Origin of the sequence: Chryseobacterium elymi (assembly GCF_003385495.1) — a bacterium.
GTDB lineage: Bacteria > Bacteroidota > Bacteroidia > Flavobacteriales > Weeksellaceae > Chryseobacterium > Chryseobacterium elymi.
The window spans coordinates 174909-199170 of sequence record NZ_QNUH01000007.1; the positions used below are offsets into that span (position 1 = coordinate 174909).

The 24262-nt window shown below is 36.1% G+C and carries 40 protein-coding genes; 3 read left to right on the forward strand and 37 right to left on the reverse strand.

Annotation, left to right across the window (positions count from 1 at the left end):
* Positions 1–37: 37 nt before the first annotated feature.
* Positions 38–529, forward strand: coding sequence for a hypothetical protein (locus DRF60_RS10420; RefSeq protein WP_116012021.1), 492 nt, complete (start codon positions 38–40; stop codon positions 527–529).
* 237 nt (positions 530–766) lie between these two features.
* A complete protein-coding gene (locus DRF60_RS21120) occupies positions 767–928 on the forward strand; it encodes a hypothetical protein (RefSeq protein WP_157967949.1) in 162 nt (53 codons plus the stop codon).
* A 169-nt stretch (positions 929–1097) separates the two neighbouring features.
* Here the strand turns inward: DRF60_RS21120 and DRF60_RS10425 are convergent, their stop codons facing one another.
* From DRF60_RS10425 to DRF60_RS10460, 8 genes are all read right to left on the reverse strand, one after another.
* Positions 1098–2384 carry a citrate synthase gene (locus DRF60_RS10425; protein ID WP_116012022.1) on the reverse strand — a complete coding sequence of 429 codons (1287 nt, stop codon included), beginning with the start codon at positions 2382–2384 and terminating at the stop codon, positions 1098–1100.
* An 84-nt stretch (positions 2385–2468) separates the two neighbouring features.
* Positions 2469–3761 carry a phosphopyruvate hydratase gene (gene eno, locus DRF60_RS10430; protein WP_116012084.1) on the reverse strand — a complete coding sequence of 431 codons (1293 nt, stop codon included), beginning with the start codon at positions 3759–3761 and terminating at the stop codon, positions 2469–2471.
* Between the two features lie 190 nt (positions 3762–3951).
* The gene (locus DRF60_RS10435) at positions 3952–5169 is read right to left on the reverse strand and encodes a hypothetical protein (RefSeq protein ID WP_123902665.1); all 1218 of its coding nucleotides are present in this window, start codon (positions 5167–5169) and stop codon (positions 3952–3954) included.
* A 9-nt stretch (positions 5170–5178) separates the two neighbouring features.
* A complete protein-coding gene (locus DRF60_RS10440) occupies positions 5179–5661 on the reverse strand; it encodes a hypothetical protein (RefSeq protein WP_116012024.1) in 483 nt (160 codons plus the stop codon).
* Positions 5662–5786: 125 nt separating this feature from the next.
* A complete protein-coding gene (locus DRF60_RS10445; RefSeq protein WP_116012025.1) occupies positions 5787–6575 on the reverse strand; it encodes a sensor histidine kinase in 789 nt (262 codons plus the stop codon).
* The gene (locus tag DRF60_RS10450; protein ID WP_123902666.1) at positions 6572–7069 is read right to left on the reverse strand and encodes a hypothetical protein; all 498 of its coding nucleotides are present in this window, start codon (positions 7067–7069) and stop codon (positions 6572–6574) included. Before DRF60_RS10450 ends, DRF60_RS10445 begins: the two co-directional genes overlap by 4 nt.
* Positions 7070–7194: 125 nt before the next feature.
* Entirely contained in the window at positions 7195–8028 is an 834-nt protein-coding gene (locus tag DRF60_RS10455) for a hypothetical protein (protein WP_116012027.1), read from the reverse strand.
* A 13-nt stretch (positions 8029–8041) separates the two neighbouring features.
* Positions 8042–8674: a response regulator gene (locus DRF60_RS10460; RefSeq protein WP_116012028.1), complete on the reverse strand. Its 633-nt coding sequence runs from the start codon at positions 8672–8674 to the stop codon at positions 8042–8044.
* 178 nt (positions 8675–8852) lie between these two features.
* Here DRF60_RS10460 and DRF60_RS10465 point away from each other — a divergent pair, with 178 nt between their 5' ends.
* Positions 8853–9287 carry a hypothetical protein gene (locus tag DRF60_RS10465; protein WP_116012029.1) on the forward strand — a complete coding sequence of 145 codons (435 nt, stop codon included), beginning with the start codon at positions 8853–8855 and terminating at the stop codon, positions 9285–9287.
* A gap of 97 nt (positions 9288–9384) precedes the next feature.
* Here the strand turns inward: DRF60_RS10465 and rplQ are convergent, their stop codons facing one another.
* The 29 genes from rplQ to DRF60_RS10610 form a co-directional block, all read right to left on the reverse strand.
* Positions 9385–9897 (reverse strand): 50S ribosomal protein L17, encoded by a 513-nt coding sequence (gene rplQ, locus DRF60_RS10470; RefSeq protein WP_116012030.1) that lies wholly within the window; start codon positions 9895–9897, stop codon positions 9385–9387.
* Between the two features lie 6 nt (positions 9898–9903).
* Positions 9904–10899 carry a DNA-directed RNA polymerase subunit alpha gene (locus tag DRF60_RS10475; protein WP_034725969.1) on the reverse strand — a complete coding sequence of 332 codons (996 nt, stop codon included), beginning with the start codon at positions 10897–10899 and terminating at the stop codon, positions 9904–9906.
* A gap of 33 nt (positions 10900–10932) precedes the next feature.
* Entirely contained in the window at positions 10933–11541 is a 609-nt protein-coding gene (gene rpsD / locus DRF60_RS10480; protein ID WP_111957101.1) for a 30S ribosomal protein S4, read from the reverse strand.
* Positions 11542–11560: 19 nt separating this feature from the next.
* Complete coding sequence (gene rpsK / locus DRF60_RS10485) at positions 11561–11950, reverse strand: 30S ribosomal protein S11 (protein WP_027387198.1); 390 nt, start codon at positions 11948–11950, stop codon at positions 11561–11563.
* 12 nt (positions 11951–11962) lie between these two features.
* Positions 11963–12340, reverse strand: coding sequence for a 30S ribosomal protein S13 (rpsM, locus tag DRF60_RS10490; RefSeq protein WP_047491452.1), 378 nt, complete (start codon positions 12338–12340; stop codon positions 11963–11965).
* A 9-nt stretch (positions 12341–12349) separates the two neighbouring features.
* Positions 12350–12466, reverse strand: coding sequence for a 50S ribosomal protein L36 (gene rpmJ / locus DRF60_RS10495; RefSeq protein WP_007839480.1), 117 nt, complete (start codon positions 12464–12466; stop codon positions 12350–12352).
* 109 nt (positions 12467–12575) lie between these two features.
* A complete protein-coding gene (gene infA, locus DRF60_RS10500; protein ID WP_027381317.1) occupies positions 12576–12791 on the reverse strand; it encodes a translation initiation factor IF-1 in 216 nt (71 codons plus the stop codon).
* A gap of 3 nt (positions 12792–12794) precedes the next feature.
* Positions 12795–14174, reverse strand: coding sequence for a preprotein translocase subunit SecY (gene secY, locus DRF60_RS10505; protein ID WP_116012031.1), 1380 nt, complete (start codon positions 14172–14174; stop codon positions 12795–12797).
* Between the two features lie 9 nt (positions 14175–14183).
* Positions 14184–14633, reverse strand: a complete 450-nt coding sequence (rplO, locus tag DRF60_RS10510) for a 50S ribosomal protein L15 (protein WP_111957099.1) — start codon at positions 14631–14633, stop codon at positions 14184–14186.
* A 21-nt stretch (positions 14634–14654) separates the two neighbouring features.
* Positions 14655–14831 (reverse strand): 50S ribosomal protein L30, encoded by a 177-nt coding sequence (rpmD, locus tag DRF60_RS10515; protein ID WP_007839493.1) that lies wholly within the window; start codon positions 14829–14831, stop codon positions 14655–14657.
* A 10-nt stretch (positions 14832–14841) separates the two neighbouring features.
* Positions 14842–15363 carry a 30S ribosomal protein S5 gene (rpsE, locus tag DRF60_RS10520; RefSeq protein ID WP_034703137.1) on the reverse strand — a complete coding sequence of 174 codons (522 nt, stop codon included), beginning with the start codon at positions 15361–15363 and terminating at the stop codon, positions 14842–14844.
* 20 nt (positions 15364–15383) lie between these two features.
* Positions 15384–15737: a 50S ribosomal protein L18 gene (gene rplR / locus DRF60_RS10525; RefSeq protein ID WP_048504759.1), complete on the reverse strand. Its 354-nt coding sequence runs from the start codon at positions 15735–15737 to the stop codon at positions 15384–15386.
* A 15-nt stretch (positions 15738–15752) separates the two neighbouring features.
* Positions 15753–16298, reverse strand: coding sequence for a 50S ribosomal protein L6 (gene rplF, locus DRF60_RS10530; RefSeq protein ID WP_111957095.1), 546 nt, complete (start codon positions 16296–16298; stop codon positions 15753–15755).
* Between the two features lie 17 nt (positions 16299–16315).
* On the reverse strand, positions 16316–16714 hold the full coding sequence (gene rpsH / locus DRF60_RS10535; protein WP_111957093.1) for a 30S ribosomal protein S8: 399 nt from the start codon (positions 16712–16714) through the stop codon (positions 16316–16318).
* 144 nt (positions 16715–16858) lie between these two features.
* Entirely contained in the window at positions 16859–17128 is a 270-nt protein-coding gene (rpsN, locus tag DRF60_RS10540; protein ID WP_047376574.1) for a 30S ribosomal protein S14, read from the reverse strand.
* Between the two features lie 3 nt (positions 17129–17131).
* Positions 17132–17683 (reverse strand): 50S ribosomal protein L5, encoded by a 552-nt coding sequence (rplE, locus tag DRF60_RS10545; protein ID WP_111957091.1) that lies wholly within the window; start codon positions 17681–17683, stop codon positions 17132–17134.
* A gap of 13 nt (positions 17684–17696) precedes the next feature.
* The gene (gene rplX, locus DRF60_RS10550; protein ID WP_111957089.1) at positions 17697–18023 is read right to left on the reverse strand and encodes a 50S ribosomal protein L24; all 327 of its coding nucleotides are present in this window, start codon (positions 18021–18023) and stop codon (positions 17697–17699) included.
* Between the two features lie 22 nt (positions 18024–18045).
* The gene (gene rplN / locus DRF60_RS10555; protein WP_007839504.1) at positions 18046–18414 is read right to left on the reverse strand and encodes a 50S ribosomal protein L14; all 369 of its coding nucleotides are present in this window, start codon (positions 18412–18414) and stop codon (positions 18046–18048) included.
* 2 nt (positions 18415–18416) lie between these two features.
* A complete protein-coding gene (rpsQ, locus tag DRF60_RS10560) occupies positions 18417–18674 on the reverse strand; it encodes a 30S ribosomal protein S17 (RefSeq protein ID WP_053073319.1) in 258 nt (85 codons plus the stop codon).
* Positions 18675–18685: 11 nt separating this feature from the next.
* Positions 18686–18874, reverse strand: a complete 189-nt coding sequence (gene rpmC, locus DRF60_RS10565; protein WP_034725985.1) for a 50S ribosomal protein L29 — start codon at positions 18872–18874, stop codon at positions 18686–18688.
* Positions 18875–18885: 11 nt separating this feature from the next.
* Positions 18886–19311: a 50S ribosomal protein L16 gene (gene rplP, locus DRF60_RS10570; protein ID WP_034738777.1), complete on the reverse strand. Its 426-nt coding sequence runs from the start codon at positions 19309–19311 to the stop codon at positions 18886–18888.
* A gap of 98 nt (positions 19312–19409) precedes the next feature.
* Positions 19410–20156, reverse strand: a complete 747-nt coding sequence (gene rpsC, locus DRF60_RS10575) for a 30S ribosomal protein S3 (protein WP_116012032.1) — start codon at positions 20154–20156, stop codon at positions 19410–19412.
* A 7-nt stretch (positions 20157–20163) separates the two neighbouring features.
* Positions 20164–20562: a 50S ribosomal protein L22 gene (gene rplV / locus DRF60_RS10580; RefSeq protein ID WP_111957085.1), complete on the reverse strand. Its 399-nt coding sequence runs from the start codon at positions 20560–20562 to the stop codon at positions 20164–20166.
* Between the two features lie 2 nt (positions 20563–20564).
* Positions 20565–20843 carry a 30S ribosomal protein S19 gene (gene rpsS / locus DRF60_RS10585; protein WP_034702850.1) on the reverse strand — a complete coding sequence of 93 codons (279 nt, stop codon included), beginning with the start codon at positions 20841–20843 and terminating at the stop codon, positions 20565–20567.
* Between the two features lie 2 nt (positions 20844–20845).
* Positions 20846–21667: a 50S ribosomal protein L2 gene (gene rplB / locus DRF60_RS10590; RefSeq protein ID WP_111957083.1), complete on the reverse strand. Its 822-nt coding sequence runs from the start codon at positions 21665–21667 to the stop codon at positions 20846–20848.
* A gap of 22 nt (positions 21668–21689) precedes the next feature.
* The gene (gene rplW, locus DRF60_RS10595; protein WP_034702844.1) at positions 21690–21980 is read right to left on the reverse strand and encodes a 50S ribosomal protein L23; all 291 of its coding nucleotides are present in this window, start codon (positions 21978–21980) and stop codon (positions 21690–21692) included.
* A gap of 3 nt (positions 21981–21983) precedes the next feature.
* Complete coding sequence (gene rplD / locus DRF60_RS10600; RefSeq protein WP_111957081.1) at positions 21984–22613, reverse strand: 50S ribosomal protein L4; 630 nt, start codon at positions 22611–22613, stop codon at positions 21984–21986.
* Entirely contained in the window at positions 22604–23230 is a 627-nt protein-coding gene (rplC, locus tag DRF60_RS10605) for a 50S ribosomal protein L3 (protein WP_034678007.1), read from the reverse strand. Before rplC ends, rplD begins: the two co-directional genes overlap by 10 nt.
* Before the next feature lie 246 nt (positions 23231–23476).
* Complete coding sequence (locus tag DRF60_RS10610) at positions 23477–24241, reverse strand: DeoR/GlpR family DNA-binding transcription regulator (RefSeq protein ID WP_116012033.1); 765 nt, start codon at positions 24239–24241, stop codon at positions 23477–23479.
* Between the last annotated feature and the right edge of the window lie 21 nt (positions 24242–24262).

Genomic DNA, 24262 nt, shown 5'->3' on the forward strand with positions numbered 1-24262 from the left:
ACATTAGCAGTATTAATTAATTTTAAATCTTATTATTATGAAGAAAAACCTTACCTTTTTATTAACTGTTTTATTGACAGTGGTATCCGTAACCTGTTTATTTGCACAAAGCTCTTTTAGTGTCAAATATATCGGGGAAGCAAGTCTTAACAGCTTCCCGCCACACTCTATAAAAGTAGAGGCCGATTATGATCGACACACTTACATTATTTCTCCTCCAAACAGCTATACCCAAACTACTCCTGTTCTTGAAAGCAAACATATTGCCAACGGAAGCACGACTGCTTATCTTTTGCCTCCTACTTCAAGTGCATTCCAGACATATGAGCTTTTTCATTTAAAAGTGGTATGGACGGCTTATCAGAATGGGTATCTTATTTCAAGGGTGCATACCTTCAACACTGCGCAGATCATATCTGCCAATAGTGGGAATGAAATAGATCAGACGATAATAGGAGCCAGAATACGACTTAAGGCAATCAGCTCAGGATCGCATATGACCTACCAGATCACTCTTCAGACATTTTAAATGAGTCTCTAGCTTGATCTCATCATCAAGAAATAAACTCTGTTTTTACAAGCAGGGTTTATTTCTTTTAACATTTCCAACAAAAAAAATTCCGGAATTTATCTACAACCTCCTATTTTCCATCTACATACAAACATAATATTTGACTAGAATTAAAAATAAATTCCTATATTAGTGATATAATTTCAGCTGAATTATAAAATTAAACTTTACTATTAACATCAAAAAATCAAAATCATGAACAAGAAAAATCCAGTGCTTAAAAATGCACAAAAATTAGGAAGAAACGAGCAGAAATTAATCACAGGAGGAGGGATAAACAGACCTAGATACTGCTGCGAGTGGGATGACAACGGAAACTGTACGATTTGGACGTGTGGTAACTGTGTTTGCCCATAATCAGAAACAATAAACCTGCTTATGTCAAGCAGGTTTTCTTTTTTAGATATCATCTGCTTTCTACAGCTTAAGGTATTTAGGCAGAACTAATAGATTTAATTTCTAAAATGATTTAAATAAAACAATCCCAAAGCAAGCTTTGGGATTGTTTTTATAATAGAAACAGAAATTATCTGTTTGTAATATCGATATAGTCTCTTTTATGAGCACCCTGATAAACCTGTCTTGGTCTTCCGATAGGGTCTCCTTTCATTCTCATTTCTTTCCACTGAGAAATCCATCCCGGAAGTCGTCCCAGAGCAAACATTACCGTGAACATTTCTGTAGGAATTCCTAGCGCTCTGTAGATAATACCTGAATAGAAATCTACATTTGGATATAGCTTTCTTTCTACGAAGTACTCATCTTCAAGAGCTACTTTTTCTAACTGCATTGCAATGTCAAGAGCTTTATCCTGAATACCTAATGCATTAAGGATATCGTCAGCAGCTTTTTTAATGATCTTCGCTCTTGGATCAAAGTTTTTATACACTCTGTGTCCAAAGCCCATTAGACGGAAGTTGTCATTTTTATCTTTTGCTTTCGCTACCCATTTATTAACATCCCCTCCATCTTTGTCGATCAGCTCAAGCATTTCAATCACCGCTTGGTTAGCACCTCCGTGAAGAGGCCCCCAAAGTGCGGAAACTCCTGCAGAAATAGAAGCGAAAAGACCTGTATGAGCAGAACCTACCATTCTTACTGTAGAAGTTGAGCAGTTTTGCTCGTGGTCAGCGTGAAGGATTAGTAATTTATCAAGCGCATCAACAATTACCGGATTTACTTCAAATTCCTCGTTAGGTAATCTGAATGCCATTTTGTAGAAGTTTTCTACATAGCTCAGGCTATTATCTCCGTGGTTAAGCGGAAGACCCTGAGTTTTTCTGTAGGTCCAAGCGCAAAGGTGAGAGAATTTAGCAATCATCAATTCTGCAGCGTGGTCCATTTCTTCTTTGGAGTTTACGTTAACGGCTTTTGGATTGAAAGCGGTTAAAGCGGAAGTCAAAGAAGATAAAACTCCCATAGGGTGAGCAGAACGAGGAAAAACATCAATGATCTTTTTCATTTCATCTGCTATAAAGTTATATTTTTTAATATTATTGTCGAAAGAAGTAAATTGATCCTTAGTAGGTAATTCTCCATGCAATAAAAGATACATTACTTCTGTGAAGTTTGATTTCTCAGCAATCTGCTCGATTGGATAACCTCTGTAGAATAATTCTCCTTTATCTCCGTCTAAGTAAGTGATGTCGCTAATAGTAGCTCCTGTATTTTTGTAACCTAAATCCAGAGTGATTAAACCTGTCTGGTCTCTTAATTTTGAAATATCAATCCCTCTGTCTCCGATAGTACTATCCACGATAGGATATTCATATGAATTACCGTCGTAATTCAATATTACTTTGTTGTCTGACATTATTTATTTATTTTTTTTAAATATACCACTTTCCATAAAATACGGCAAACAAAAATTATCGCTTGCCGTTATTTATAAATTCAATTATCTTTTGATTTTAAAAGCCTCTAATCCTGGGAAAATTGCTGTTTCACCTAAAGCCTCTTCGATTCTCAACAGCTGGTTATATTTCGCCATTCTGTCTGATCTTGAAGCCGATCCTGTTTTGATCTGTCCGCAGTTCATTGCTACTGCCAGATCTGCAATCGTAGCATCTTCAGTTTCTCCGGATCTGTGAGACATTACTGAAGTAAACTTGTTATTCTGAGCCATTTGTACCGCATCCATTGTTTCGGAAAGAGAACCAATCTGGTTTACTTTTACAAGAATTGAGTTAGCAATTCCTTCTTTTACTCCTCTTGATAATCTTTCTACATTGGTTACGAATAAATCGTCACCTACCAATTGTACTCTGTCTCCAATTTTATCAGTAAGCATTTTCCATCCTTCCCAGTCGTTTTCCTGCATCCCGTCTTCGATAGAGATGATTGGGTATTTAGCTGCTAATTCAGCAAGGTAAGAAACCTGCTCGCTGCTGGAGAACTGAGCGGCATCCGGAGTCTGGAATTTTCTGTAATCGTAGATTCCGTCTTTGTAGAATTCTGACGCAGCACAGTCAAGCGCTAACATAATGTCGTCACCCGGCTTATAGCCTGCTTTTTCAATAGCCTGAAGCAATGTATCCAAAGCATCTTCAGTTCCTTTGAAAGTAGGTGCAAAACCACCTTCATCACCTACTGCTGTAGATAAACCTCTTGAATGAAGGATAGATTTAAGGTTATGGAAAATTTCAGTTCCTTTTCTCAATGCGTGAGAGAAAGAATCAGCTTTTACCGGCATCACCATAAATTCCTGGAATGCGATAGGTGCATCAGAGTGTGAACCTCCATTGATTACGTTCATCATAGGAACAGGAAGAGTGTTGGCGTTAACACCGCCTACATATTTGTATAAAGGCATTCTCAACTCAGCGGCAGCAGCTTTGGCTACAGCTAAAGAAACTCCTAAGATTGCATTAGCCCCAAGATTTCCCTTGTTTGGAGTTCCATCAAGATCAATCATGATCTGATCTATAAAGTTTTGCTCAAAAACCGGTTGTCCTATTAAGTTTTCTGCAATTACTTCTTTTACATTTTCAACAGCTTTCAGGACTCCTTTACCCATATAATCTGAACCACCGTCACGTAATTCCACTGCTTCATGTTCACCTGTAGATGCTCCTGAAGGTACGGCAGCACGCCCCATGGCCCCGCTTTCTGTAAATACATCTACTTCAATGGTAGGATTACCTCTGGAATCCAAAATTTGTCTCGCTTCTATGAAAGAAATTGCACTCATATTGTTTAGTTTTAAACCATCCGCAAAAGCTTCAAGTTGTTTATTATTAAAATTATACTTGATCACAAATTTAATGAAAAAACTAACCTGATGAAAAAAGTGGGCTTTAATATTTGGTAATAATTCAAAAATTCTCCAAAGTTTTTTATAATTTGGAGAATCTGGAAATATATTTAATTACCTGTCTGTGTTACAATTTAAATTTACCTAATCCCACCAATAAATTGAGTGCAATGATGAGATTTCCTTTTTTCTCATATTCTCCCTCAAAATTCCTTCCGAACAAGAAAGTGAGTCTTTGGTTTTTCGCCAGTTCGTATTCAAAATTAAGGAGGTATTTCCAGGATGATTCAAAATCGGATTTATTTAAGATACTTCTGTAGATACATTCTCCACTCAAAAGAAATTTTTCATCAAACAGTTTAAATACAAGTCTGGACCCCATATCTAAAGTATGCAGATTTTCCTTTTTCAGTTCAGGGTTTGCTAACGGCGTTTCAGGATTGTATAAATATCTTGCCATGAAAATCAGGGTTGAAGGATGCTTCTCCCAGTTATAGCCGCCGGTAAGCCATGCTCCCACTTTGGTAATCTGTGTATTATTAAATTTATTATTTCTAAAATCCAGAACCGTTCCCATTGACATATCCAGAAAATAACCATAGCGCTCCAGCTTTATACCCTGAGCTATTTTTGTAATTTCCTGTATTTTCGTCTCCTCTTCTTCTTTGGTATCAGGTATTTTTAAATAGTTCTCAGTCTTGATCCTGATTTCTTCAATCTGTTTTTCTAAATATTTATATTCCGGGCTGTCTTTTTTACCAGTATCTTCCAAAAGTCTTTGCTTTTGCAAAAGAGATTTATTGGTCCTATCAAGCTCTATTAGAGTTTCACTGGTTTCACGCCTAATAATTCTTTGCTCTTCGATGAATTGATGAACCGAATGAATTTTATCCAGTTCCTTTATCGTCTCATCACTATACTTCCCTCTTTTAATAGAGAACTTTATCCCAAATCCCAGCCTCGATTTTTCTTCAATATTCTTTTCTTCATCTTCTGCTATCCCTTTAAAAGCAAGGGATGTAACAAATGTTTGTTTAAAAGTGGTAAAAAAGTTGGAATCGGTTCTTAAATCCTGGTATTTCCCACCCAGTTTAAAGGGGGCCAGGTCAATCGCAAATGAAGTAGGCAGACTGGAAAAATTACTTGTCCCTTCTCTTAAGGAAACCATAATGCTTTTCAGATCTGTAGGCTTTTCAATATCAGAATTGGCAATTCCTAAAAGGTTAGCTCCCGGAGATGCCTGAGCTCTTAATACATCCAGATCAATTCCTTTTTCTTCCTGTGCGGAACAAAAATGATAAAATACCAAAAGTATTAATACAAAACTCAATTTTAGTGTTTTCATGATGTTTTTTTAATAGAAGGTAATATGATGTGTATATGATGAAACTCCCCCTTGATTCTTCACTTCAGAAGTGTGCGTGTCATTATAAATAATTGTTCCATTTTGTCTGATCTTTACAGTCAGAATCGTTTTATCACTATCTGTGCTTAGATCCTGTATCATGGATTCTATGCTCAGGACATTCCCGATCAGTTCATTACACGTTCCTATTAAAATATTATCTGTTGATACTTTAATAGATTTACTAGGCTGATTGGTTCTCAATATTTTAAAAGTCGAAGTTCCACCTTGTCCCTCTCCTCCAAAATAAATTGAGACAGTGACCAGAGATTCATCAGAGGGAAGTCTTAAATTTTTAGCGGCAACATATCTGCTGTCGTTCTCCTGTGCAGCAGATAAAGCACTACTCATCTGCAGTTCCATAATTTTGAAATTGAGCAGTTGGGCCTGTGTATTTATAATTCTTGCTAATTGATCTTTTTTAGTTTTCATGGCTATTAGTTTTATGATTCAAATTTCAGCTTTAAAAAGAAGCATGTCAATTACACAAAAGGGTGATTATAGAAACAAAAAAGCACCACTGAAAAGTGATGCTGGCTCTATAATATTTTCTTTTTCTATAGTAAAATCCGGAAAACAACTTCCGTTCCTGACCCTTCAGATAAAATATGACATTCGCCGTTCTGCTCCTGCATACGCCGCTTCATGTTCCGGAGGCCATTTCCTTCCGGTTTTTCACTATTGACTCCTATTCCATTATCTGAAACTCTCATTACAAATTCTTTATCTTTCTGAGTAAATGAAAGCTTCAACTGACTAGACTGGCTGTGTTTGTAAGCATTATTCAGAGATTCTTTTAAGCATAAAAACATGTTCCGTCTCAGTTCCGTAGAAATTGGGGTTTCTGCTATAATATCTTCGCTTTCTGACCAGAATTCTATTTTTGTTCTTTTCAGAAAGTTCGCGGTATATTGTATGGCATAATCTATAAAACTTCCCAGGGTATCGTTTCCCGAGTTTAGGCTCCACAGCATTTCGCGCATGGAAAGGTTCATTTCTTCCGAGGTTTTCAGAAGTTCGTCTATATCATTTTGCAGATCATCATTATCGGCTTTCTGTTTTAAGAACTCGGCCTGGAGTTTTAGTGCTGAAATGCCGGCTCCAAGGTCGTCATGCATGTCGTGCGAGATGCGTTCGCGTTCCTGTTCTATTGATTTTTGTTTTTCGAGCTCTTTCTGGAGGAGCTGGTTTTGGTATTCTGCTTCTTTGAGCTGTTGTTCTTTAAAATATAAAAGTTGCTTTCTATTGTACATTAAGACTACAAAAATTGTAAAAGCAGCCAAAAGTATCACCAAAAGCAATGCAATTAAAAAAATAAGTTTTATTTCGGATGGTAAAGATTTCATTTTTTATTCATCATGTTGTATTTGTGTAAAGCTATATAAAATAATATGCTGCTGATGATATTAATTACATTCAGCAGCTGTTTCAGTAAATGCAGAAATGGTTTATCTATTTCATTCAGCAGATACATCGGTGTAGTTCTAAAAATAAAAAAACAGCTCCATAAAAGTATAGAAGATGATATCCAGAAAACCGGATCATCTGTAATTTTAGATTCGTTGATATTGTTTAATTTATAACCATACCAATAGAGCACCTGTATTATATTGGTAATGCAATAAAGAATGGCAAAACTTAAGCTATATTTATCTAAATAAAATAGTCCGGGATTAAAAAGTATTCCAATCAAAGTAATGGTAATCATTCCGATAACCATTTTTCTGCTTTTCACATTCAAATAATAAAAACGGATAAGGTAAAGAATATTGAATAAATTCAAATAATTATACTGGATGGATTTGGAACTAATAATATTCAGTTCCGAAAAAAAATCCACTCCAAAATTAATAAGCAGGAAAAAAAAGAAATAGTCTTGGGAAGAAAACTTTTTTCTCCCCAAAACTATGGCTGCTTTTATTAAAACAATAAAAGAGATAATATAGTAAATAGTTATCAACATTTTTATGGTTCCAGGCTGCCCTGATCATAGTAAGGAAAATGGGCTGTCAACTGCGCCTTGGAGTTATCTGAAGGTATTGAAGCCAAATAAAAAGATTGTATCGTTCCACGTGTAACATGTTTTCTCTCTCCAAAACACAATTCAAAATCAATATTTTCTACAGTCTTTTCTTTACAGCCTCCTAGATATTGTCTTATTCTGTCGGTATACTTTTTCACCTTACGGAGATCATATTTTTGGCAGCATGGAACATAATTGTTCGTAGAAGCATTTCTAATTCTGCTTCCCAAAGCACTACCTTGAAAATTCTGACAATAGATCCACAAATCAGCTGAGGTGATATGATAAGCCTGCTGCAAATTAAACACAGCATATGTGGCACCCAGCAGATCAGACGAAGCATCAGCTATAAAAGAAACTACTGCATACAGATGCCCTTCACGGCTTGCTAAAGCTTCGCTTTCCTGTGGTGCTGCTTCCAAAATTTTAGTGATTTCTAATGAAGGTAGTTCCATAAAAGATATTTTCATATCGACATAGCCTGCGCCTAAATGATCTGTAACAAGCGTTTCAAAAATATTAAAGTTAACAGATAATGGAGACTGTATTCTTGGTAAAAGACTAATAAAATTCGCTCTGTCCATAGTAAATTTAGCGTCTTTTATAGGATCTGTAACAGTATACAGCATATTATTACTCATAATATACTTTTTCGCACGAACCTCGTTTTCTGTTAGAGGTTCGTTATTAATTAAATCTTCTATTCCTCCAGATTTTTCTAAAGAAATGATAAATGCTTCCACTGAGCAATTGAAATCTTCTTCTAATGTTTCCATAGCTTTTAGTTTTTTAGTTTTTAAAATGGTTAAATTTATTTATTGCTTCCACCTTATTACTGACATGCAGCTTTCGGTAGATGCTTCCTACGTGTTTTTTTACGGTATCAATGCTGATGAACTTCTGGTCAGCGATTTCTTTGTACAACAGTCCCTGTGAAAGAAGCTCAAGAATTTCTTTTTCACGCTCGGTGAGATCATCAAGTTCTTTAGTTTCGGGAAGTTTCTTTTCGAAGTGGCTCAAAACTCTTCGGGCAATAGAAAGGCTCATAGGTGCACCACCATTGTAGACATCGCGGATAGAGGATAAGATTTTATCCATGCTTTCTCCTTTGATGAGATAGCCCATCGCACCGACTTTTAAAGAATTGAAAATCTTCTCATCATCTTCAAAACTGGTACACATGATGAACTGCGTTTCAGGCATTTCTTTTCTGAGCTTTTCGATGATTTCAATGCCGAGCATATCCTGCAGCTGGATATCCATCATCACCACATCCGGAGCAATATCCGGGAGATTTTTCAGGGCGTCATTCCCGTCAAAGAACTGGGCGACCACCTTCATGTCATCCTGGTAATTGATGACTTTCTTCAACGCATTGTTGTAGTTCTTTTCGTCTTCTACTATGGCGATGGAAATACTCATTGTTTTTTTGTTTAAGACAAATTTCGTAAGAAAACAAGGCGGAATCAATTACACTTTTGTGTAATTTTGAGACTTGAGTTCAGGGTTATTGGTTTGTTTTTTGTTTCTACTAAATTTACTTAAATTTCTGTTACAATAGAAAAACAATTAATACTCTATCCATTAAAAAATAAATATCATGAGAAAAAGCCTTTTAATATCAACTGCAGCTATGGCATTATTATTAACCAGCTGCAAAAAAAATGAAAGCGGAAACAAAAGTGTGATCAAGATCGACAGCTCGGAAACTGTGGTCAGAGACAATAACGGAAAAATTGATTCTGTAACCGAAAGTTCCTCAACAATGGAAGTGAATGGCCAGAAAACGGAGAAAACCGATTTTGTTTATAAAGCAACAGATGGAACATTGGTAAAAGTAGTTTTCAAAAATGATCCGAAAGAAAATACCGTAGCTATTACCAGCAATAAAAAAACATTCACGTTACCTAAAACGGAAACCAAAGACGCTGAAACCATCTATAAAAAAGATGATATGACAGTCAGGGTAAAAGGAGACAGCCTCCACCTTGAGCAGGGCAATAATATTATTGAACTGAAAAGAACGAAGATCTAAATTGCAATCCGGGTTTCGGGATATGCACTATCAAATTTCATAAAATAAAAAAACCATCCGGAGTCCGGATGGTTTTCTATTTATATCTGAATGAATATTATTCTTCAGTTTTCTCTTCTGCAGAGTCAGCTGCTTCAGCCTTAGGCTCTTCAACTTTCTCTTCTGCTTTTGGAGCTTCAGCTTTTTTTGCAGTTGCAGATCTTCTGCTTCTTCTTGTAGCTTTTTTCTCCTCAGCATTAGGATTGTAAAGTTCGTTGAAATCAACCAGCTCGATAAGAGCCATGTCAGCAGCATCACCTTGTCTGAAACCAGTCTTGATGATTCTTGTATACCCGCCGTTTCTTTCTGCGATTTTAGGAGCTACTGATCTGAAAAGTTCAGCAACCGCTTCTTTACTTTGAAGATATGAAAAAACAATTCTTCTATTGTGTGTAGTATCTTCTTTTGCCTTTGTTAATAGAGGTTCAACATATACTCTTAAAGCCTTAGCTTTAGCTACAGTAGTGTTGATTCTTTTATGCTCAATTAGAGAACAAGCCATATTAGAAAGTAAAGCACTTCTATGAGAAGCTGTTCTTCCTAAGTGATTGAATTTTTTACCGTGTCTCATTATTAATTATTTATCAGCGTCTAACTTATATTTTGCAACGTCGAAACCGAAGTTAAGACCTTTTGAATGCACTAATTCTTCTAGTTCTGTCAAAGATTTTTTACCAAAATTTCTGAATTTCATCAAATCAGACTTACTGTAAGAAACCAGTTCTCCAAGAGTTTCTACTTCAGCAGCTTTCAGACAGTTAAGGGCTCTTACAGAAAGATCCATATCTGCTAATTTAGACTTAAGTAATTGTCTTGTATGAAGTGTTTCTTCATCATATTGGATAGATGCTTTTACAGCTTCTGTTTCAAGAGTTATTCTCTCATCAGAGAACAACATGAAGTGATAAATTAATATCTTAGAAGCTTCAGTTAAAGCATTTTGAGGACTGATGGAACCATCAGTTTCTATATCTAATACAAGTTTTTCGTAGTCTGTTTTTTGCTCTACACGATAATTTTCAATGCTGTATTGTACTTTCTTAATTGGCGTGAAAATAGAGTCAATAGCAATAGTACCTACCGGTGCATTGTTTGACTTATTCTGTTCTGAAGGAACATACCCTCTTCCTTTTTCTATATTGAAAGTAATTTCGAAAGTTACATCACTGTTTAGGTTGCAGATCAAAAGATCCGGGTTCAGCACCTCAAATCCGTTGATAGACTTCCCTAAATCACCAGCAGTAATAACTGTTTGACCTGAAACTTTAGCAATTACCTGCTCGTTGGCCTGGCCTTCTGCTGAAGCTTTTAATCTTACCTGCTTAAGGTTAAGAATAATTTCGGTAACGTCTTCGATTACTCCTGGAATAGTTGAAAATTCGTGCTCTACACCTTCTATTTTGATAGATGAAATAGCATATCCTTCCAGAGAAGAAAGCAACACTCTTCTCAAAGCATTACCGATTGTAAGCCCGAAACCTGGTTCTAATGGTCTGAATTCGAATTGACCTTTAAATTCATCAGAGTTAAGTAAAATTACTTTATCGGGTTTTATGAATTGTAAAATTGCCATATTATTGGGTTGAGCAAAAATTTGATTAAAAAATTATTTAGAGTAAAGTTCGACGATAAGCTGTTCCTTGATGTCCTCCGGAATCTGGATTCTTTCAGGAGCAGAAACGAAAGTACCTTCTTTCTTCTCATCGTTGAATTGTAACCACTCATAATTAGCTTTAGAAGCTAATGAATCAGTAACAACCTCAAGAGATTTAGATTTCTCTCTTACAGCGATCACATCACCTGCTTTTACTAAATAAGAAGGAATGTTAAGGATCTCCCCATTCACAGTGATGTGTCTGTGAGAAGTTAACTGTCTAGCAGCAGATCTTGTTTTAGCAAAACCTAATCTGAATACTACGTTATCCAATCTTGATTCACAAAGCTGTAATAGAACTTCACCTGTTACACCTTTACTTCTGTGTGCTTTTTCAAATAAGTTAGCAAACTGCTTTTCTAAAATACCGTAAGTATATTTAGCTTTTTGCTTTTCAGCCAGCTGAATTGCATATTCAGATTTTTTAGCACCTCTTCTTTTGTTAGGACCGTGTTGTCCTGGCGGTTGGTTTTTTCTTCTTTCGAAGTTTTTGTCATCTCCGTAGATTGCAGCACCAAACTTTCTAGCAATCTTAGTTTTAGGTCCAATATATCTTGCCATAATGGGTAAATTCTAAAAATTAAACTCTTCTTCTTTTCGGTGGTCTACATCCATTGTGCGGCATAGGAGTCACATCAATGATTTCGCTAACTTCAATACCTGAATTGTGGATTGTTCTGATTGCAGATTCTCTACCTGCACCAGGACCTTTCACATACACCTTTACTCTTCTTAATCCAGCTTCGTGAGCAACATTAGAGCAATTTTCAGCCGCCATTTGAGCAGCAAATGGAGTATTCTTTTTAGAACCTCTGAAACCCATTTTACCGGCAGAAGCCCAAGAGATAACTTCTCCGCTTTTATTTGTTAAAGAAATGATGATGTTATTGAAAGAAGCCTGAATGTGTGCTTCACCAATAGCTTCAACTTTTACTTTTCTTTTTTTAACTACTTTAGTTTGTTTTGCCATAATTCCTAACGATTATTTACTTGCCTTTTTCTTGTTAGCAACAGTTTTTCTCTTTCCTTTACGGGTTCTAGAGTTGTTTTTCGTTCTCTGGCCTCTTAAAGGTAGTCCTAGTCTGTGACGTATTCCTCGTTGGCATCCTATGTCCATCAATCTCTTGATGTTCAATTGCACTTCAGATCTTAATTCTCCTTCTACTTTTACGTTGTCAGAGATATATGTTCTGATTGCAGCCAATTCATCGTCATTCCATTCGTTGACTTTCTTGTCTTCGCTGATACCGGCAGCTTTAAGGATTTCGGAAGAAGTACTTCTTCCAACTCCGTAGATGTAAGTTAAACCGATAACACCTCTTTTGTTTTTTGGTAAATCAATACCTGCAATTCTCGCCATAATTTAATGTTAGCCTTGTCTTTGTTTAAATTTTGGGTTCTTCTTGTTGATTACGAATAGTACACCTTTTCTGCGTACAATCTTGCAATCAGCGCTTCTTTTTTTAATTGATGCTCTAACTTTCATTTGAAATATTTATTTTTTTTACTGGCAAACGGAATCTTACGATTTCATTTTGATAGTATTATTTTTCAACAAGAGCCAAATGGAACATGCATTCCATTTGGCATTTGTTTTAATATCTAAATGTGATTCTCCCTTTCGATAAATCATAGGGAGACATTTCTAGTTTTACCTTGTCTCCAGGTAAAAGTTTAATATAATGCATTCTCATTTTACCGGAAATATGAGCGATAAGTATATGCCCATTCTCCAGCTCTACACGGAACTGGGCGTTCGAAAGTGCTTCCGTGATAACGCCATCTTGTTCAATATGTTTTTGTTTCGCCATAAATTAATATCCAGTCGTTCTTGATAATTTAGACTGCATTAAGCCATCATAGTGATGATTCAGCAGATAGGTATTAATCTGTTGAACGGTATCTAAAATAACTCCAACCATAATCAATAGTGATGTTCCCCCGAAAAATAGGGCGAACGCATCTGTCTGAACAAAGCTTCCATGCACTATTGCTGGAAGGACTGCAAAGATAGATAAAAATATTGCACCTGGCAAGGTAATTTTTGATAAAATATCATCTAAATAATCAGCTGTTTCTTTACCGGGTCTTACTTTCGGTACTAAACCTCCATTTCTCTTCAAATCATCAGCCATTTGGTTTACCGGAATTGTAATTGCAGTATAGAAGAATGAGAAGATAATAATTAATAGCGCGAACAATACGTTGTACTGCCAGCTAAAAACATTCTTGAAACCCGCAAGAAAAGTATTGGACTCATCAAATTTAGTTAATAATCCTGGTACGAACATCAATGCCTGAGCAAAGATAATCGGCATTACACCAGCAGCATTTACTTTCAATGGGATCCACTGTCTTGCTCCCTGCATAAGATTTCTGTTTACACCTCCTCTTGCTTGAGCTCTGCTTACATACTGAATTGGAATTTTTCTGACAGCAACAGATAATACTACTGCTAAAAGAACTACCAGCATCCAGAATATTACTTCTATAAGGATCATAATAGATCCCATTCCTCCTTTTCCGTTCTGCACGGCCATTTCCTGTACGAATGCTTCAGGTAATCTTGAAAGGATTCCCACCATAATAAGGATGGAAATACCGTTTCCGATACCTTTGTCGGTGATTTTCTCACCTAACCACATTGCGAACACTGAACCGGCAACCAAGATTACAATACTTGGTAACCAGAACATGATGGAATTTGGCTCTACATAATATGCAGACTGGAACTGAGCATACGGTAAGAATAATTGAGTAATAGAAGTTAAATAAGAAGGGGCCTGTACAAGACAAACACCAATAGTTAACCATCTAGTAATTTGATTCAATGTATTTCTACCAGACTCTCCATCCTTCTGAAGTTTCTGAAGATAAGGAATAGCCATCCCCATCAACTGAACAATAATAGAAGCAGAAATATAAGGCATGATTCCCAACGCCATTACGGAAGCGTGGCTGAAAGCTCCCCCCGTAAACGACGAAAGCAAGCCAAGGAGACCTGCTCCTTGCTTGTTACCGCCTTGATTTTTATAATGCTCTAAGAGATCTCCCACTTCTGCAAGGTTAATTGCGGGAAGTGAGATAAAAGATGCGAATCTATACACAAGGATAATACCTAACGTAAAGAGAATTTTATCTCTTAATTCCTTTAGGCTCCAAATATTTTTAAGGGTTTGTATAAATTCTTTCATTAGTAAGTATTATAAGGTAATTGCTTTTCCACCTGCTTTAGCAATAAGCTCTTCAGCAGATTTAGTGAACTTGTCAGCAGAGATTGAAACCGCAGATTTCAATTCTCCTCTACCCATAATTTTCACTAATTCGTTTTTAGAAACTAAACCGTTTTCTACTAAAACTTCTTTCGTGATATCTCCAGTGATGGATTTGTTTTCGATTAAAATTTGGATAGTATCAAGGTTTACTCCTCTAAACTCTTTTCTGTTTACATTTTTGAAACCGAATTTAGGTAATCTCCTTTGTAAAGGCATCTGTCCACCTTCGAAACCGATTTTCTGAGAATAACCAGCTCTAGCTTTCTGACCTTTATGACCTTTCGTAGCAGTACCTCCTTTTCCTGTACCCTGACCTCTACCAATTCTTTTTGAATTGAAAGTAGATCCTGCAGCAGGTTTTATGTTATTTAAATTCATTTTAATTTCTTTTGTTAAAAATTATTTTTGAACTTCAAGTAAATGACTAACTGCAGCTATCATTCCTAAGATAGAAGGAGTAGCTTCGTGTTCTACAACTTGGTGAAGTTTCTTAAATCCTAATGCTTCAAGCGTTCTCTTTTGGGTTTTTGTTCTTCCAATAGCGCTTCTTACTTGCTTTACTTTGATTGTTGCCATTGTTCTAATATTAACCGTTAAACACTTTACTTAGAGAAACTCCTCTCATTCTAGCGATCTCTTCAGGTCTTCTGATATCCAATAACGCTTTGAAAGTAGCTTTCACCACGTTGTGAGGGTTAGAAGATCCTTTAGATTTTGAAAGGATATCGTGAATACCAGCAGACTCAAGCACTGCTCTTACTGCACCACCGGCGATAAGTCCTGTACCGTGAGAAGCAGGTCTTAAAAAGATATCTGCACCACCGTATCTGGCAGTAGTCTGGTGAGGAATTGTGTGGTTCATTACAGGAACTTTCACAAGGTTTTTCTTAGCATCTTCAACAGCTTTAGCAATTGCAGAAGCTACTTCTTTAGATTTTCCAAGACCGTGACCGATCACTCCGTCTTCATTACCTACTACAACGATAGCAGAAAATCCGAAAGCTCTACCTCCTTTGGTTACTTTTGTTACTCTGTTAACAGCTACGAGACGATCTTTTAATTCTAATCCTCCCGGTTTTACTCTTTCTATATTATCTAGTCCTAACATATTTTCCGAAATTTTTATGATTAGAATTTAAGTCCTCCTTCTCTCGCTCCATCAGCAAGAGCTTTCACTCTTCCGTGGTAAACGAAACCGTTTCTGTCAAATACAATACTTTCGATTCCTGCAGCGATAGCTTTGGCAGCGATAGCTTTACCAACAGCAACAGAAACTTCAGTCTTAGTACCATTAGCGTCAACACCTTTCTCTCTTGAAGAAGCGGAAACTAAAGTTGTACCATTTTTATCATCGATTAACTGAGCGTAAATTTCCTTATTACTTTTATATACAGATAATCTTGGCAATTCAGAAGATCCAGAGATTTTTCCTCTTACTCTTCTTTTGATTCTTATTCTTTTTTCTAATTTACTTAATGCCATAATACTTATAATTTATTAAGCAGATTTACCAGCTTTACGTCTAACAATTTCTCCAAGGAATCTTACACCTTTTCCTTTGTAAGGTTCAGGCTTTCTGAAAGAACGGATCTTTGCAGCTACCATTCCTAGAAGTTGGTTGTCATGAGACGCTAAAGTAATAATTGGGTTTTTACCTTTTTCAGTCAATGTATCTACTTTTACTTCGCTTGGAAGTTCTAATACGATACCGTGAGAGAATCCTAAAGCTAACTCAAGTTTTTGACCTGTGTGTGAAGCTCTGTATCCTACCCCTACTAGTTCCAGTTTCTTTTCGAAACCTGTATTAACACCAGTGATCATGTTGTTGATCAACGCTCTGTATAGACCGTGAAGTGCTTTGTGTTGTTTAGATTCAGATGGTCTGTTAACGTTAAGTTCACCATCTTTCTGTTCTAAAGTAATTCCTGCTGTAAGCTCCTGAGAAAGTTCTCCTTTAGGACCTTTAACTGTTACAACACCGTTATTTTCAGTGACAGTAACTCCAGCTGGAATTGTTATAATTGCTTTACCAATTCTTGACATTTTCCTCTGATTAAAAATTAATAAACATAGCAGATTACTTCACCGCCTACTTTTTCTTCTCTAGCTTTCTTGTCAGTCATTACTCCTTTAGAAGTAGAGATAACAGCTATACCCAAACCGTTCAGTACTCTTGGAAGTTCAGTAGAACCTTTGTACTGTCTTAAACCTGGTCTAGAAGCTCTCTGAATAGACTTAATAGCCGGTTTGTTAGTTTGCTTGTCATACTTTAAAGCGATTTTGATCACTCCTTGAACAGCGTTATCTTCAAACTTGTAGTTTAAGATATACCCTTGGTCAAATAAGATCTTAGTAATCTCCTTTTTGATTTTCGATGCAGGAATTTCCACCACTTTGTGGCCTGCGCTTTGTGCGTTCCTTACTCTTGTTAGGAAATCTGAAATTGGATCTGTTACCATTTTTCTATTTTAAATTATTGGTTAAAGACAATCAGTATTGAAAGGACTTGAAGATTAAAATATCAGACTTCAGAAAATCTTGGGTCTGATATTTTTATTCTTTAGTATCCAGACAACTTAATTGTCCCGATTAATTAGTAATTATTACCAACTGGCTTTTCTTACTCCCGGGATAAGACCGTTGTTTGCCATTTCTCTGAAAGTTACTCTGGAAATACCAAACGTTCTCATGTATCCTCTAGGTCTACCTGTTAGCTTACATCTGTTGTGCAATCTTACAGGAGAAGCATTTTTAGGCAATTTCTGAAGTCCTTCATAATCACCAGCTTCTTTTAAAGCTTTTCTTTTGTCAGCGTATTTAGCAACTAGTGCTTCTCTTTTGCGCTCACGCGCTTTCATTGATTCTTTAGCCATTTCTTAGTTCTTTTTAAATGGTAAACCGAAGTGAGTTAATAAAGCTTTCGCTTCTTTATCTGTTTTCGCAGTTGTTACGAAAGTGATGTCCATCCCCTGGATTTTTTTCACTTTGTCAATTACGATTTCAGGGAAGATAATCTGCTCAGTAATACCTAAGTTGTAGTTACCTCTACCATCGAACCCGTCTGCCTTGATACCAGAGAAATCTCTGATACGTGGTAAAGCAGAAGAAGTAAGTCTGTCTAAGAATTCATACATTTTATGAGCTCTCAATGTTACTTTAGCACCTACAGGCATACCTTTTCTCAATTTGAAAGCTGCTTCATCTTTCTTAGAGATAGTACCTACTGCTTTCTGGCCAGTAATCATTGTTAATTCTTCTACAGCATAATCAATGATTTTCTTGTCTGCAGTGGCATCACCTAATCCTTGAGATAGGATGATTTTTTCTAATTTAGGTACCTGCATTACAGATTTGTACCCAAATTCTTCCATCATTGCAGGAACAATTTTCTCTCTGTATATATTTTTGGGTCTTGCTATAAATTCCATGTGTTAATTCAAATTATAAAGTTTCACCCGTTTTTCTATCGATTCTTACTTTCTTATCTCCATCGATTTTATACCCGATTTTGATAGCTTTTCCGTCTTTACCAACTAGAGCTACGTTTGAGATATGGATAGAAGCTTCCTTTTCAGTGATTCCACCTTGAGGGTTAGAAGCTGAAGGCTTAACGTGTTTTTTAACGATGTTAAGTCCTGCAACGATTACTCTAGGGTCTTTTCCTTCTTTTTTGATCACTTCAATAACTTCACCAGTCTTACCTTTGATATCTTTCTTACCAGTAGTAATGATTACGTTATCTCCTCTTTTTATTTTTAACTTTGACATTTTCTTTTAAAAATTTTTAAAATTAAAGTACTTCAGGAGCTAATGAAATGATTTTCATATATTCTTTGTCTCTCAACTCACGAGCAACCGGTCCGAAAACACGTGTTCCTCTCATTTCTCCTGCTGCGTTTAGTAATACACAAGCATTGTCTTCGAATTTGATGTATGAACCATCTTTTCTTCTAACTGCTTTTTTAGTTCTTACTACTACAGCTTTAGATACCTGACCTTTTTTAGCGTTTCCTGATGGTGTAGAATCCTTGATAGTAACAACGATTTTATCACCAACTGAAGCATATCTTCTTCTGGTTCCTCCCAGAACTCTGATAACTAGTACTTCTTTTGCACCTGTGTTATCAGCAACTTTTAATCTTGATTCTGTTTGTAACATTATTACTTAGCTTTTTCAATGATTCTTACTAATCTCCATCTCTTGCTCTTGCTCAAAGGTCTAGTTTCCTGGATAAGAACTGTATCACCTTCTGTGCATTCGTTGTTTTCGTCGTGTGCAGTATATTTTTTCGTTTTCAAAACGAATTTACCGTACATCGGGTGTTTCACTCTCGTAGTCTCACTTACAACAATGGTCTTTTCCATTTTATTGCTGGAAACTATTCCGATTCTTTCTTTTCTTAAGTTTCTTTCCATAATGTATGAAAATCTTATTGTTGTTTAGTGGTTAACTCAGTGTTTAGTCTAGCGATCGATCTTCTCAAATCTCTGATTTGAATCGGGTTTTCAATTGGACTGATCTTGTGAGCCAATTTCAGTTTTGAATATTGAGTTTTCAATTCAGCAAGTTTTGCTTGAATATCACCCGCGCTTAAATTTTTAATATCAGCTTGTTTCATTGTATCAAAGATTATAGAGGTTTAACAAAATCGTTAGCAACTACGAATTTAGTAACTACCGGTAATTTCTGTGCAGCAAGTCTTAAAGCTTCCTTAGCGATTTCGTAAGATACTCCTCCGATTTCGAACATAATTTTACCTGGTTTTACTACAGCTACCCAATATTCCACAGCACCTTTACCTTTACCCATACGAACTTCGGCTGGTTTTTTAGTAATAGGCTTATCCGGGAAGATTTTGATCCATAGCTGACCTTCTCTCTTCATATATCTTGTCGCAGCGATACGAGCAGCTTCGATTTGTCTTGCAGTGATCCAAGCACCTTCTATAGCTTTGATTCCAAATGTTCCGTAAGCCAGTTGATTACCTCTTTGAGCAATCCCCTTCATCTTCATCTTGTGAACTCTACGGAATTTGGTTCTTTTTGGTTGTAACATAATTTCTAAATTTTAGATTTTAGATTTTAGATTTTAGATTTTTTATATTTTAAAAAAGTAACGGTAATTTAAAATTCAAAATTTCTAACCTAAAATTTTTAATTATTATTGTTATTATTGTTATTTTTTCTAGGTCTTCTGTTGTCTCTGTCTCCTCTGTTTCCGCCTCCTGAAGGACCTCCTTTTTTCTGTTGTCCCACTAATGGAGAAAGTTCTCTTTTACCGTAAACTTCCCCTTTCATGATCCAAACTTTCACTCCTAATCTACCGTAAGTAGTGTGAGCTTCAGCCCAGTGATAATCGATATCAGCTCTGAAAGTAGACAAAGGAATTCTTCCTTCTTTGAAAGATTCGCTTCTTGCCATTTCAGCACCGTTCAATCTACCAGAGATTTGAACTTTGATACCTTCAGCACCCATTCTCATTGTACTAGCCATTGCCATTTTAACAGCTCTTCTGTAAGAAATTCTGTTTTCAATCTGCTTAGAGATGCTGTCAGCCACTAATACTGCGTCAAGTTCAGGTCTTTTGATTTCGAAAATGTTGATTTGAATATCCTTACCTGTAAGTTTCTTCAATTCTTCTTTCAATTTATCAACTTCCTGACCTCCTTTACCGATGATAAGTCCCGGTCTAGCAGTAGTGATCGTCACTGTTACTAATTTTAGTGTTCTTTCAATATAAATTTTTGAAATACCACCTTTAGATAATCTAGCCTCAAGGTATCTTCTGATTTTGTAGTCTTCCGCGATTCTGTCTCCATAATCGTTTCCGCCAAACCAGTTAGAATCCCATCCTCTGATGATACCTAATCTGTTACCAATTGGATTTGTCTTCTGTCCCATACCTTGATTAATTTTCTTTATTACCTAAGATTAATGTAACGTGGTTAGATCTTTTTCTGATTCTATACCCTCTACCTTGCGGAGCTGGTCTTAGTCTCTTCAATTGTCTTGCACTATCCACGAAGATTTCTTTAATGATAAGGTTTGCTTCTTCAATATCAGCACCTTCATTTTTAGTCTGCCAGTTTGCCATAGCAGAAAGAAGTAATTTCTCTAATTTGTTAGAGGCTTCTTTTTTAGAATATTTTAGGATATAAAGAGCTTTATCTACCTGCTCTCCTCTAATGATATCAGCAACTAATCTCATTTTTCTTGGAGATGATGGGCAGTCATTTAATGAAGCTTTTACAACGTCTTTGTTAGCTTCTTTTCTTGCGATTGAACTATCTTGTTTTCTTGATCCCATGATTATCTGCTTCCTTTATTTTTGTTACCACCATGACCTCTGAAAGATCTTGTTGGAGAAAATTCGCCTAACTTGTGACCTACCATGTTTTCTGTAACATAAACAGGGATAAAAGATTTCCCGTTGTGTACTGCAATAGTTTGTCCTACGAAGTCTGGAGAGATCATCGATGCTCTAGACCAAGTTTTAATAACTGTCTTCTTACCAGACTCTATGTTTGTCTGAACCTTCTTATCTAAAGTATGATGAATGAATGGTCCTTTTTTAAGTGATCTTGCCATAATTATTTTCTTTTAGATATGATATGACGGTTAGACGCTTTGTTTTTCTTTCTGGTTTTGTAACCTTTAGCCGGCATACCGTTTCTAGATCTTGGGTGACCTCCAGAAGAACGTCCTTCACCACCTCCCATTGGGTGATCTACAGGGTTCATTACTACCGGTCTAGTTCTAGGTCTTCTACCTAACCATCTGCTTCTACCAGCCTTACCTGAAACAGTTAACTGATGATCAGAGTTAGAAACAGATCCAATCATTGCATAACATTCAGTAAGGATCATTCTGGATTCTCCTGAAGGCAATTTGATGATTGCATATTTTCCGTCTCTTGAAGTTAATTGAGCTGAAGAACCAGCACTTCTTGCTAAAATAGCACCTTGTCCAGGCTTCATTTCAACACAAGAAATTACAGTACCCAATGGAATATTTTTCAATTTCATTGCGTTACCTACGTTTGGTTCAACGCTTTCTCCTGAAACTACTTTCTGATCTACTTTGATACCGTTTGGAGCGATGATGTATCTCTTCTCTCCATCTGCGTACTCTAATAAAGCGATAAATGCAGTTCTGTTTGGATCATATTCTACAGTTTTTACCGTTGCTTCAACATCATGCTTGTTTCTTTTGAAGTCGATAATTCTGTATTTCTTTTTGTGTCCACCTCCGGTGTAACGCATGGTCATTTTACCAGTTTGGTTACGTCCACCTGACTTACTAATACCAACTGTTAGAGATTTCTCTGGTTTGTTGGTAGTAATTTCCTCAAAATTGTTTACAATTCTGAATCTCTGTCCTGGGGTGATAGGTTTTAATTTTCTAACAGACATTACTATTATTTATAATTAATAATTAATTTACAGCAAAAATATCGATAACTTCACCTTCAACAAGCTTGATTACCGCCTTTTTCAATTTGTTTGTCTTTCCTACTTGAAGACCTTTTTTAGTGTATTTTGAAGAAACCTTCGGAGCATAAATCATTGTGTTAACGTCTGCTACTTTTACACCGTAAGCTGCTTCAACAGCTTTTTTAATCTGGATCTTATTAGCCTTAGGGTCTACTAAGAAAGAATAAGAACCTCTTAAATCTGTAAGGTAATTAGCCTTTTCTGAGATAACTGGTTTAATAATAAGTGACATGATTTATTTCTTTAAATTTTCCTGGAATTTTTCAACTGCACCTTCTAAGAATACGATCTCACCTGCATTCATTAAGTCATATGAACTAATTTCGTTGAAGTTCATTACTTTAGTTTTAGGTAAGTTTCTTGAAGATAAATACACATTCTTGTTAGCTTCAGGAAGAACAAATAGAGACTTCTTATCGTTCAATGCCAATGCATTTAGGATCGTGATGAAATCTTTAGTTTTAGGAGCGTTTAAGCTCATATCTTCCATTACTCTGATGCTATTGTCTCTCATTTTCTGAGATAAAACAGATTTTTTAGCTAATCTCTTAAGAGCTTTGTTCAATTTGAATCTGTAGTCTCTTGGTTTTGGTCCGAATACTCTACCTCCACCTCTGAAAGTTGGAGATTTGATATCACCATATCTAGCAGAACCAGATCCTTTTTGCTTCTTAAGTTTTTTAGTAGAAGCAGTAATTTCGCTTCTTTCCTTTGATTTATGAGTCCCTTGTCTCTGTGCTGCAAGGTACTGTTTAACTTCTAAGTAAACCGCGTGCTGATTTGGCTCAATTCCGAATACTGATTCGTCTAGAGTTACTTTTCTTCCGGTCTCTTTTCCTGATGTATTTAATACTACTAGTTCCATTTTCTGATAATTACATAAGAATTTTTAGCTCCCGGAACAGCACCTTTTACTACTAAAAGATTTTGTTCTTGATCCACTTTTAATACTTGAAGGTTTTGTACAGTTACCTGCTTACCTCCCATTCTACCCGCCATTCTCATTCCTTTGAATACTCTTGAAGGATCCGATCCAGCACCGATAGAACCTGGAGCTCTAAGTCTGTTGTGCTGACCATGAGTAGCTTGCATTACACCTCCAAAGCCATGTCTTTTAACAACACCCTGGAAACCTTTACCTTTTGAAGTTCCTGTTACGTCAACATACTCTCCTTCAGAGAATAAATCAACTTTTACTTCTTCTCCTACTTTTACTTCGTCTACGAATTCTCTGTAGAATTCTACCAACTTAGCTTTTGGAGCAGAACCAGCCTTTTTGAAATGGCCAGCTAACGCTTTACCTACGTTCTTTTCACTCTTGTCATCGAAACCTAACTGAACTGACTTGTAGCCGTCCTTTTCTATGGTTCTGACCTGTAAAACCGAGCATGGACCAGCCTGAATAACTGTACAAGGAATATTCTTTCCTTCTTCGTTAAACAAAGACGTCATACCGATTTTTTTACCAATAATACCTGACATTGTTTATATTAAATAAAATTTATCTTTCTAATTTCCACATTTTTAGGAGGTCTGAAGTAATTTCTACTTTTGATATAGGCATACTACGCCCCTAAAATGGAGTGTGCAAATTTATGAATATTTTTATAACTGACAAATATTTAGAGTAAAATATTTTGATTTTTAATCAATTAGGTAATTTTGAAAAAATCCGGATGGATTTTCAGTGAAATTATTTTGGATTTTTTTAAATAATTTAAAAGAAGCTTATTTTACAATAACCGTAACCCCTATTTCTTCTAATGCCACTTTATCTTCGGCACAAATACCGTTATCTGTAATCAGATAATCAACTTTATCCAGAGGAGCAATTTTGCCAAACCCTTTTTTATTCAGTTTTGAAGAATCACCAAGAATGACCACTTTTTCGGAGCATTCTATCATAAGCTGATTCAGATGGGCTTCTGCAGCATTTGAAGTACTAATTCCAAAATCAATGTCAATCCCATCCACTCCCAGAAAAAGTTTATTACAGGAAAACTGCTTGAGAATTCCTTCAGAAATGGAACCTACAATGGAAGTCGAACTTTTTCGGACTTCGCCACCCAATTGTATTATATTAATATTAGGATTATTACATAGCTCAATAGCCACCCTTAAAGAGGAGGTTAAAACCGTAAGAGGTCCAAAGTTCACCAGCATTCTTGCTAAATAATGCATCGTAGTCCCTGAAGCTAAAATAATACAGTCATTCTCCTGGATAAGCTTTAAAGCTGCTTTCGCAATATTCTGCTTAGCTTCTACATTGATGTTTTCCTTTTCGTCTACATTTCTTTCATAAGCATATCTTACATGCTTACTTGCCCCACCATGGTTTCGGAAAAGCAATCCCAGGCTTTCGAGATAATTCAGATCCTTTCGGACCGTAACCGACGAAACATTGAACTTCTCACACAGATCCTGTACAAGAACATGCCCCTTTTCATCCAGTTCCTTTAGTATATCATTGTGCCTTGGTATTAACTTTTCCATTCTGATTCTTTCATCAAAAAT

Coding starts and splice junctions, on each gene's coding strand:
- DRF60_RS10420 (WP_116012021.1), top strand. CDS start 38: ATGAAGAAAAACCTTACCTTTTTATTAACTGTTTTATTGACAGTGGTA.
- DRF60_RS21120 (WP_157967949.1), top strand. CDS start 767: ATGAACAAGAAAAATCCAGTGCTTAAAAATGCACAAAAATTAGGAAGA.
- DRF60_RS10425 (WP_116012022.1), bottom strand. CDS start 2,384: ATGTCAGACAACAAAGTAATATTGAATTACGACGGTAATTCATATGAA.
- eno (WP_116012084.1), bottom strand. CDS start 3,761: ATGAGTGCAATTTCTTTCATAGAAGCGAGACAAATTTTGGATTCCAGA.
- DRF60_RS10435 (WP_123902665.1), bottom strand. CDS start 5,169: ATGAAAACACTAAAATTGAGTTTTGTATTAATACTTTTGGTATTTTAT.
- DRF60_RS10440 (WP_116012024.1), bottom strand. CDS start 5,661: ATGAAAACTAAAAAAGATCAATTAGCAAGAATTATAAATACACAGGCC.
- DRF60_RS10445 (WP_116012025.1), bottom strand. CDS start 6,575: ATGAAATCTTTACCATCCGAAATAAAACTTATTTTTTTAATTGCATTG.
- DRF60_RS10455 (WP_116012027.1), bottom strand. CDS start 8,028: ATGGAAACATTAGAAGAAGATTTCAATTGCTCAGTGGAAGCATTTATC.
- DRF60_RS10460 (WP_116012028.1), bottom strand. CDS start 8,674: ATGAGTATTTCCATCGCCATAGTAGAAGACGAAAAGAACTACAACAAT.
- DRF60_RS10465 (WP_116012029.1), top strand. CDS start 8,853: ATGAGAAAAAGCCTTTTAATATCAACTGCAGCTATGGCATTATTATTA.
- rplQ (WP_116012030.1), bottom strand. CDS start 9,897: ATGAGACACGGTAAAAAATTCAATCACTTAGGAAGAACAGCTTCTCAT.
- DRF60_RS10475 (WP_034725969.1), bottom strand. CDS start 10,899: ATGGCAATTTTACAATTCATAAAACCCGATAAAGTAATTTTACTTAAC.
- rpsD (WP_111957101.1), bottom strand. CDS start 11,541: ATGGCAAGATATATTGGACCTAAAACTAAGATTGCTAGAAAGTTTGGT.
- rpsK (WP_027387198.1), bottom strand. CDS start 11,950: ATGGCAAAACAAACTAAAGTAGTTAAAAAAAGAAAAGTAAAAGTTGAA.
- rpsM (WP_047491452.1), bottom strand. CDS start 12,340: ATGGCGAGAATTGCAGGTATTGATTTACCAAAAAACAAAAGAGGTGTT.
- rpmJ (WP_007839480.1), bottom strand. CDS start 12,466: ATGAAAGTTAGAGCATCAATTAAAAAAAGAAGCGCTGATTGCAAGATT.
- infA (WP_027381317.1), bottom strand. CDS start 12,791: ATGGCGAAACAAAAACATATTGAACAAGATGGCGTTATCACGGAAGCA.
- secY (WP_116012031.1), bottom strand. CDS start 14,174: ATGAAAGAATTTATACAAACCCTTAAAAATATTTGGAGCCTAAAGGAA.
- rplO (WP_111957099.1), bottom strand. CDS start 14,633: ATGAATTTAAATAACATAAAACCTGCTGCAGGATCTACTTTCAATTCA.
- rpmD (WP_007839493.1), bottom strand. CDS start 14,831: ATGGCAACAATCAAAGTAAAGCAAGTAAGAAGCGCTATTGGAAGAACA.
- rpsE (WP_034703137.1), bottom strand. CDS start 15,363: ATGTTAGGACTAGATAATATAGAAAGAGTAAAACCGGGAGGATTAGAA.
- rplR (WP_048504759.1), bottom strand. CDS start 15,737: ATGGCATTAAGTAAATTAGAAAAAAGAATAAGAATCAAAAGAAGAGTA.
- rplF (WP_111957095.1), bottom strand. CDS start 16,298: ATGTCAAGAATTGGTAAAGCAATTATAACAATTCCAGCTGGAGTTACT.
- rpsH (WP_111957093.1), bottom strand. CDS start 16,714: ATGGTAACAGATCCAATTTCAGATTTCCTAACAAGAGTAAGGAACGCA.
- rpsN (WP_047376574.1), bottom strand. CDS start 17,128: ATGGCTAAAGAATCAATGAAAGCGCGTGAGCGCAAAAGAGAAGCACTA.
- rplE (WP_111957091.1), bottom strand. CDS start 17,683: ATGGAATTTATAGCAAGACCCAAAAATATATACAGAGAGAAAATTGTT.
- rplX (WP_111957089.1), bottom strand. CDS start 18,023: ATGTCAAAGTTAAAAATAAAAAGAGGAGATAACGTAATCATTACTACT.
- rplN (WP_007839504.1), bottom strand. CDS start 18,414: ATGTTACAAACAGAATCAAGATTAAAAGTTGCTGATAACACAGGTGCA.
- rpmC (WP_034725985.1), bottom strand. CDS start 18,874: ATGAAACAAGCTGATATTAAAAATTTAAGCGCGGGTGATATTCAAGCA.
- rplP (WP_034738777.1), bottom strand. CDS start 19,311: ATGTTACAACCAAAAAGAACCAAATTCCGTAGAGTTCACAAGATGAAG.
- rpsC (WP_116012032.1), bottom strand. CDS start 20,156: ATGGGACAGAAGACAAATCCAATTGGTAACAGATTAGGTATCATCAGA.
- rplV (WP_111957085.1), bottom strand. CDS start 20,562: ATGGGATCAAGAAAACAAGATAGTTCAATCGCAAGAAAAGAAGCTAAC.
- rpsS (WP_034702850.1), bottom strand. CDS start 20,843: ATGGCAAGATCACTTAAAAAAGGACCATTCATTCATCATACTTTAGAT.
- rplB (WP_111957083.1), bottom strand. CDS start 21,667: ATGTCTGTTAGAAAATTAAAACCTATCACCCCAGGACAGAGATTCAGA.
- rplW (WP_034702844.1), bottom strand. CDS start 21,980: ATGTCACTTATTATTAAACCAGTTATCTCAGAAAAGGCTAATTACCTT.
- rplD (WP_111957081.1), bottom strand. CDS start 22,613: ATGGAACTAGTAGTATTAAATACATCAGGAAAAGAGACCGGAAGAAAA.
- rplC (WP_034678007.1), bottom strand. CDS start 23,230: ATGTCAGGTATTATTGGTAAAAAAATCGGTATGACGTCTTTGTTTAAC.
- DRF60_RS10610 (WP_116012033.1), bottom strand. CDS start 24,241: ATGGAAAAGTTAATACCAAGGCACAATGATATACTAAAGGAACTGGAT.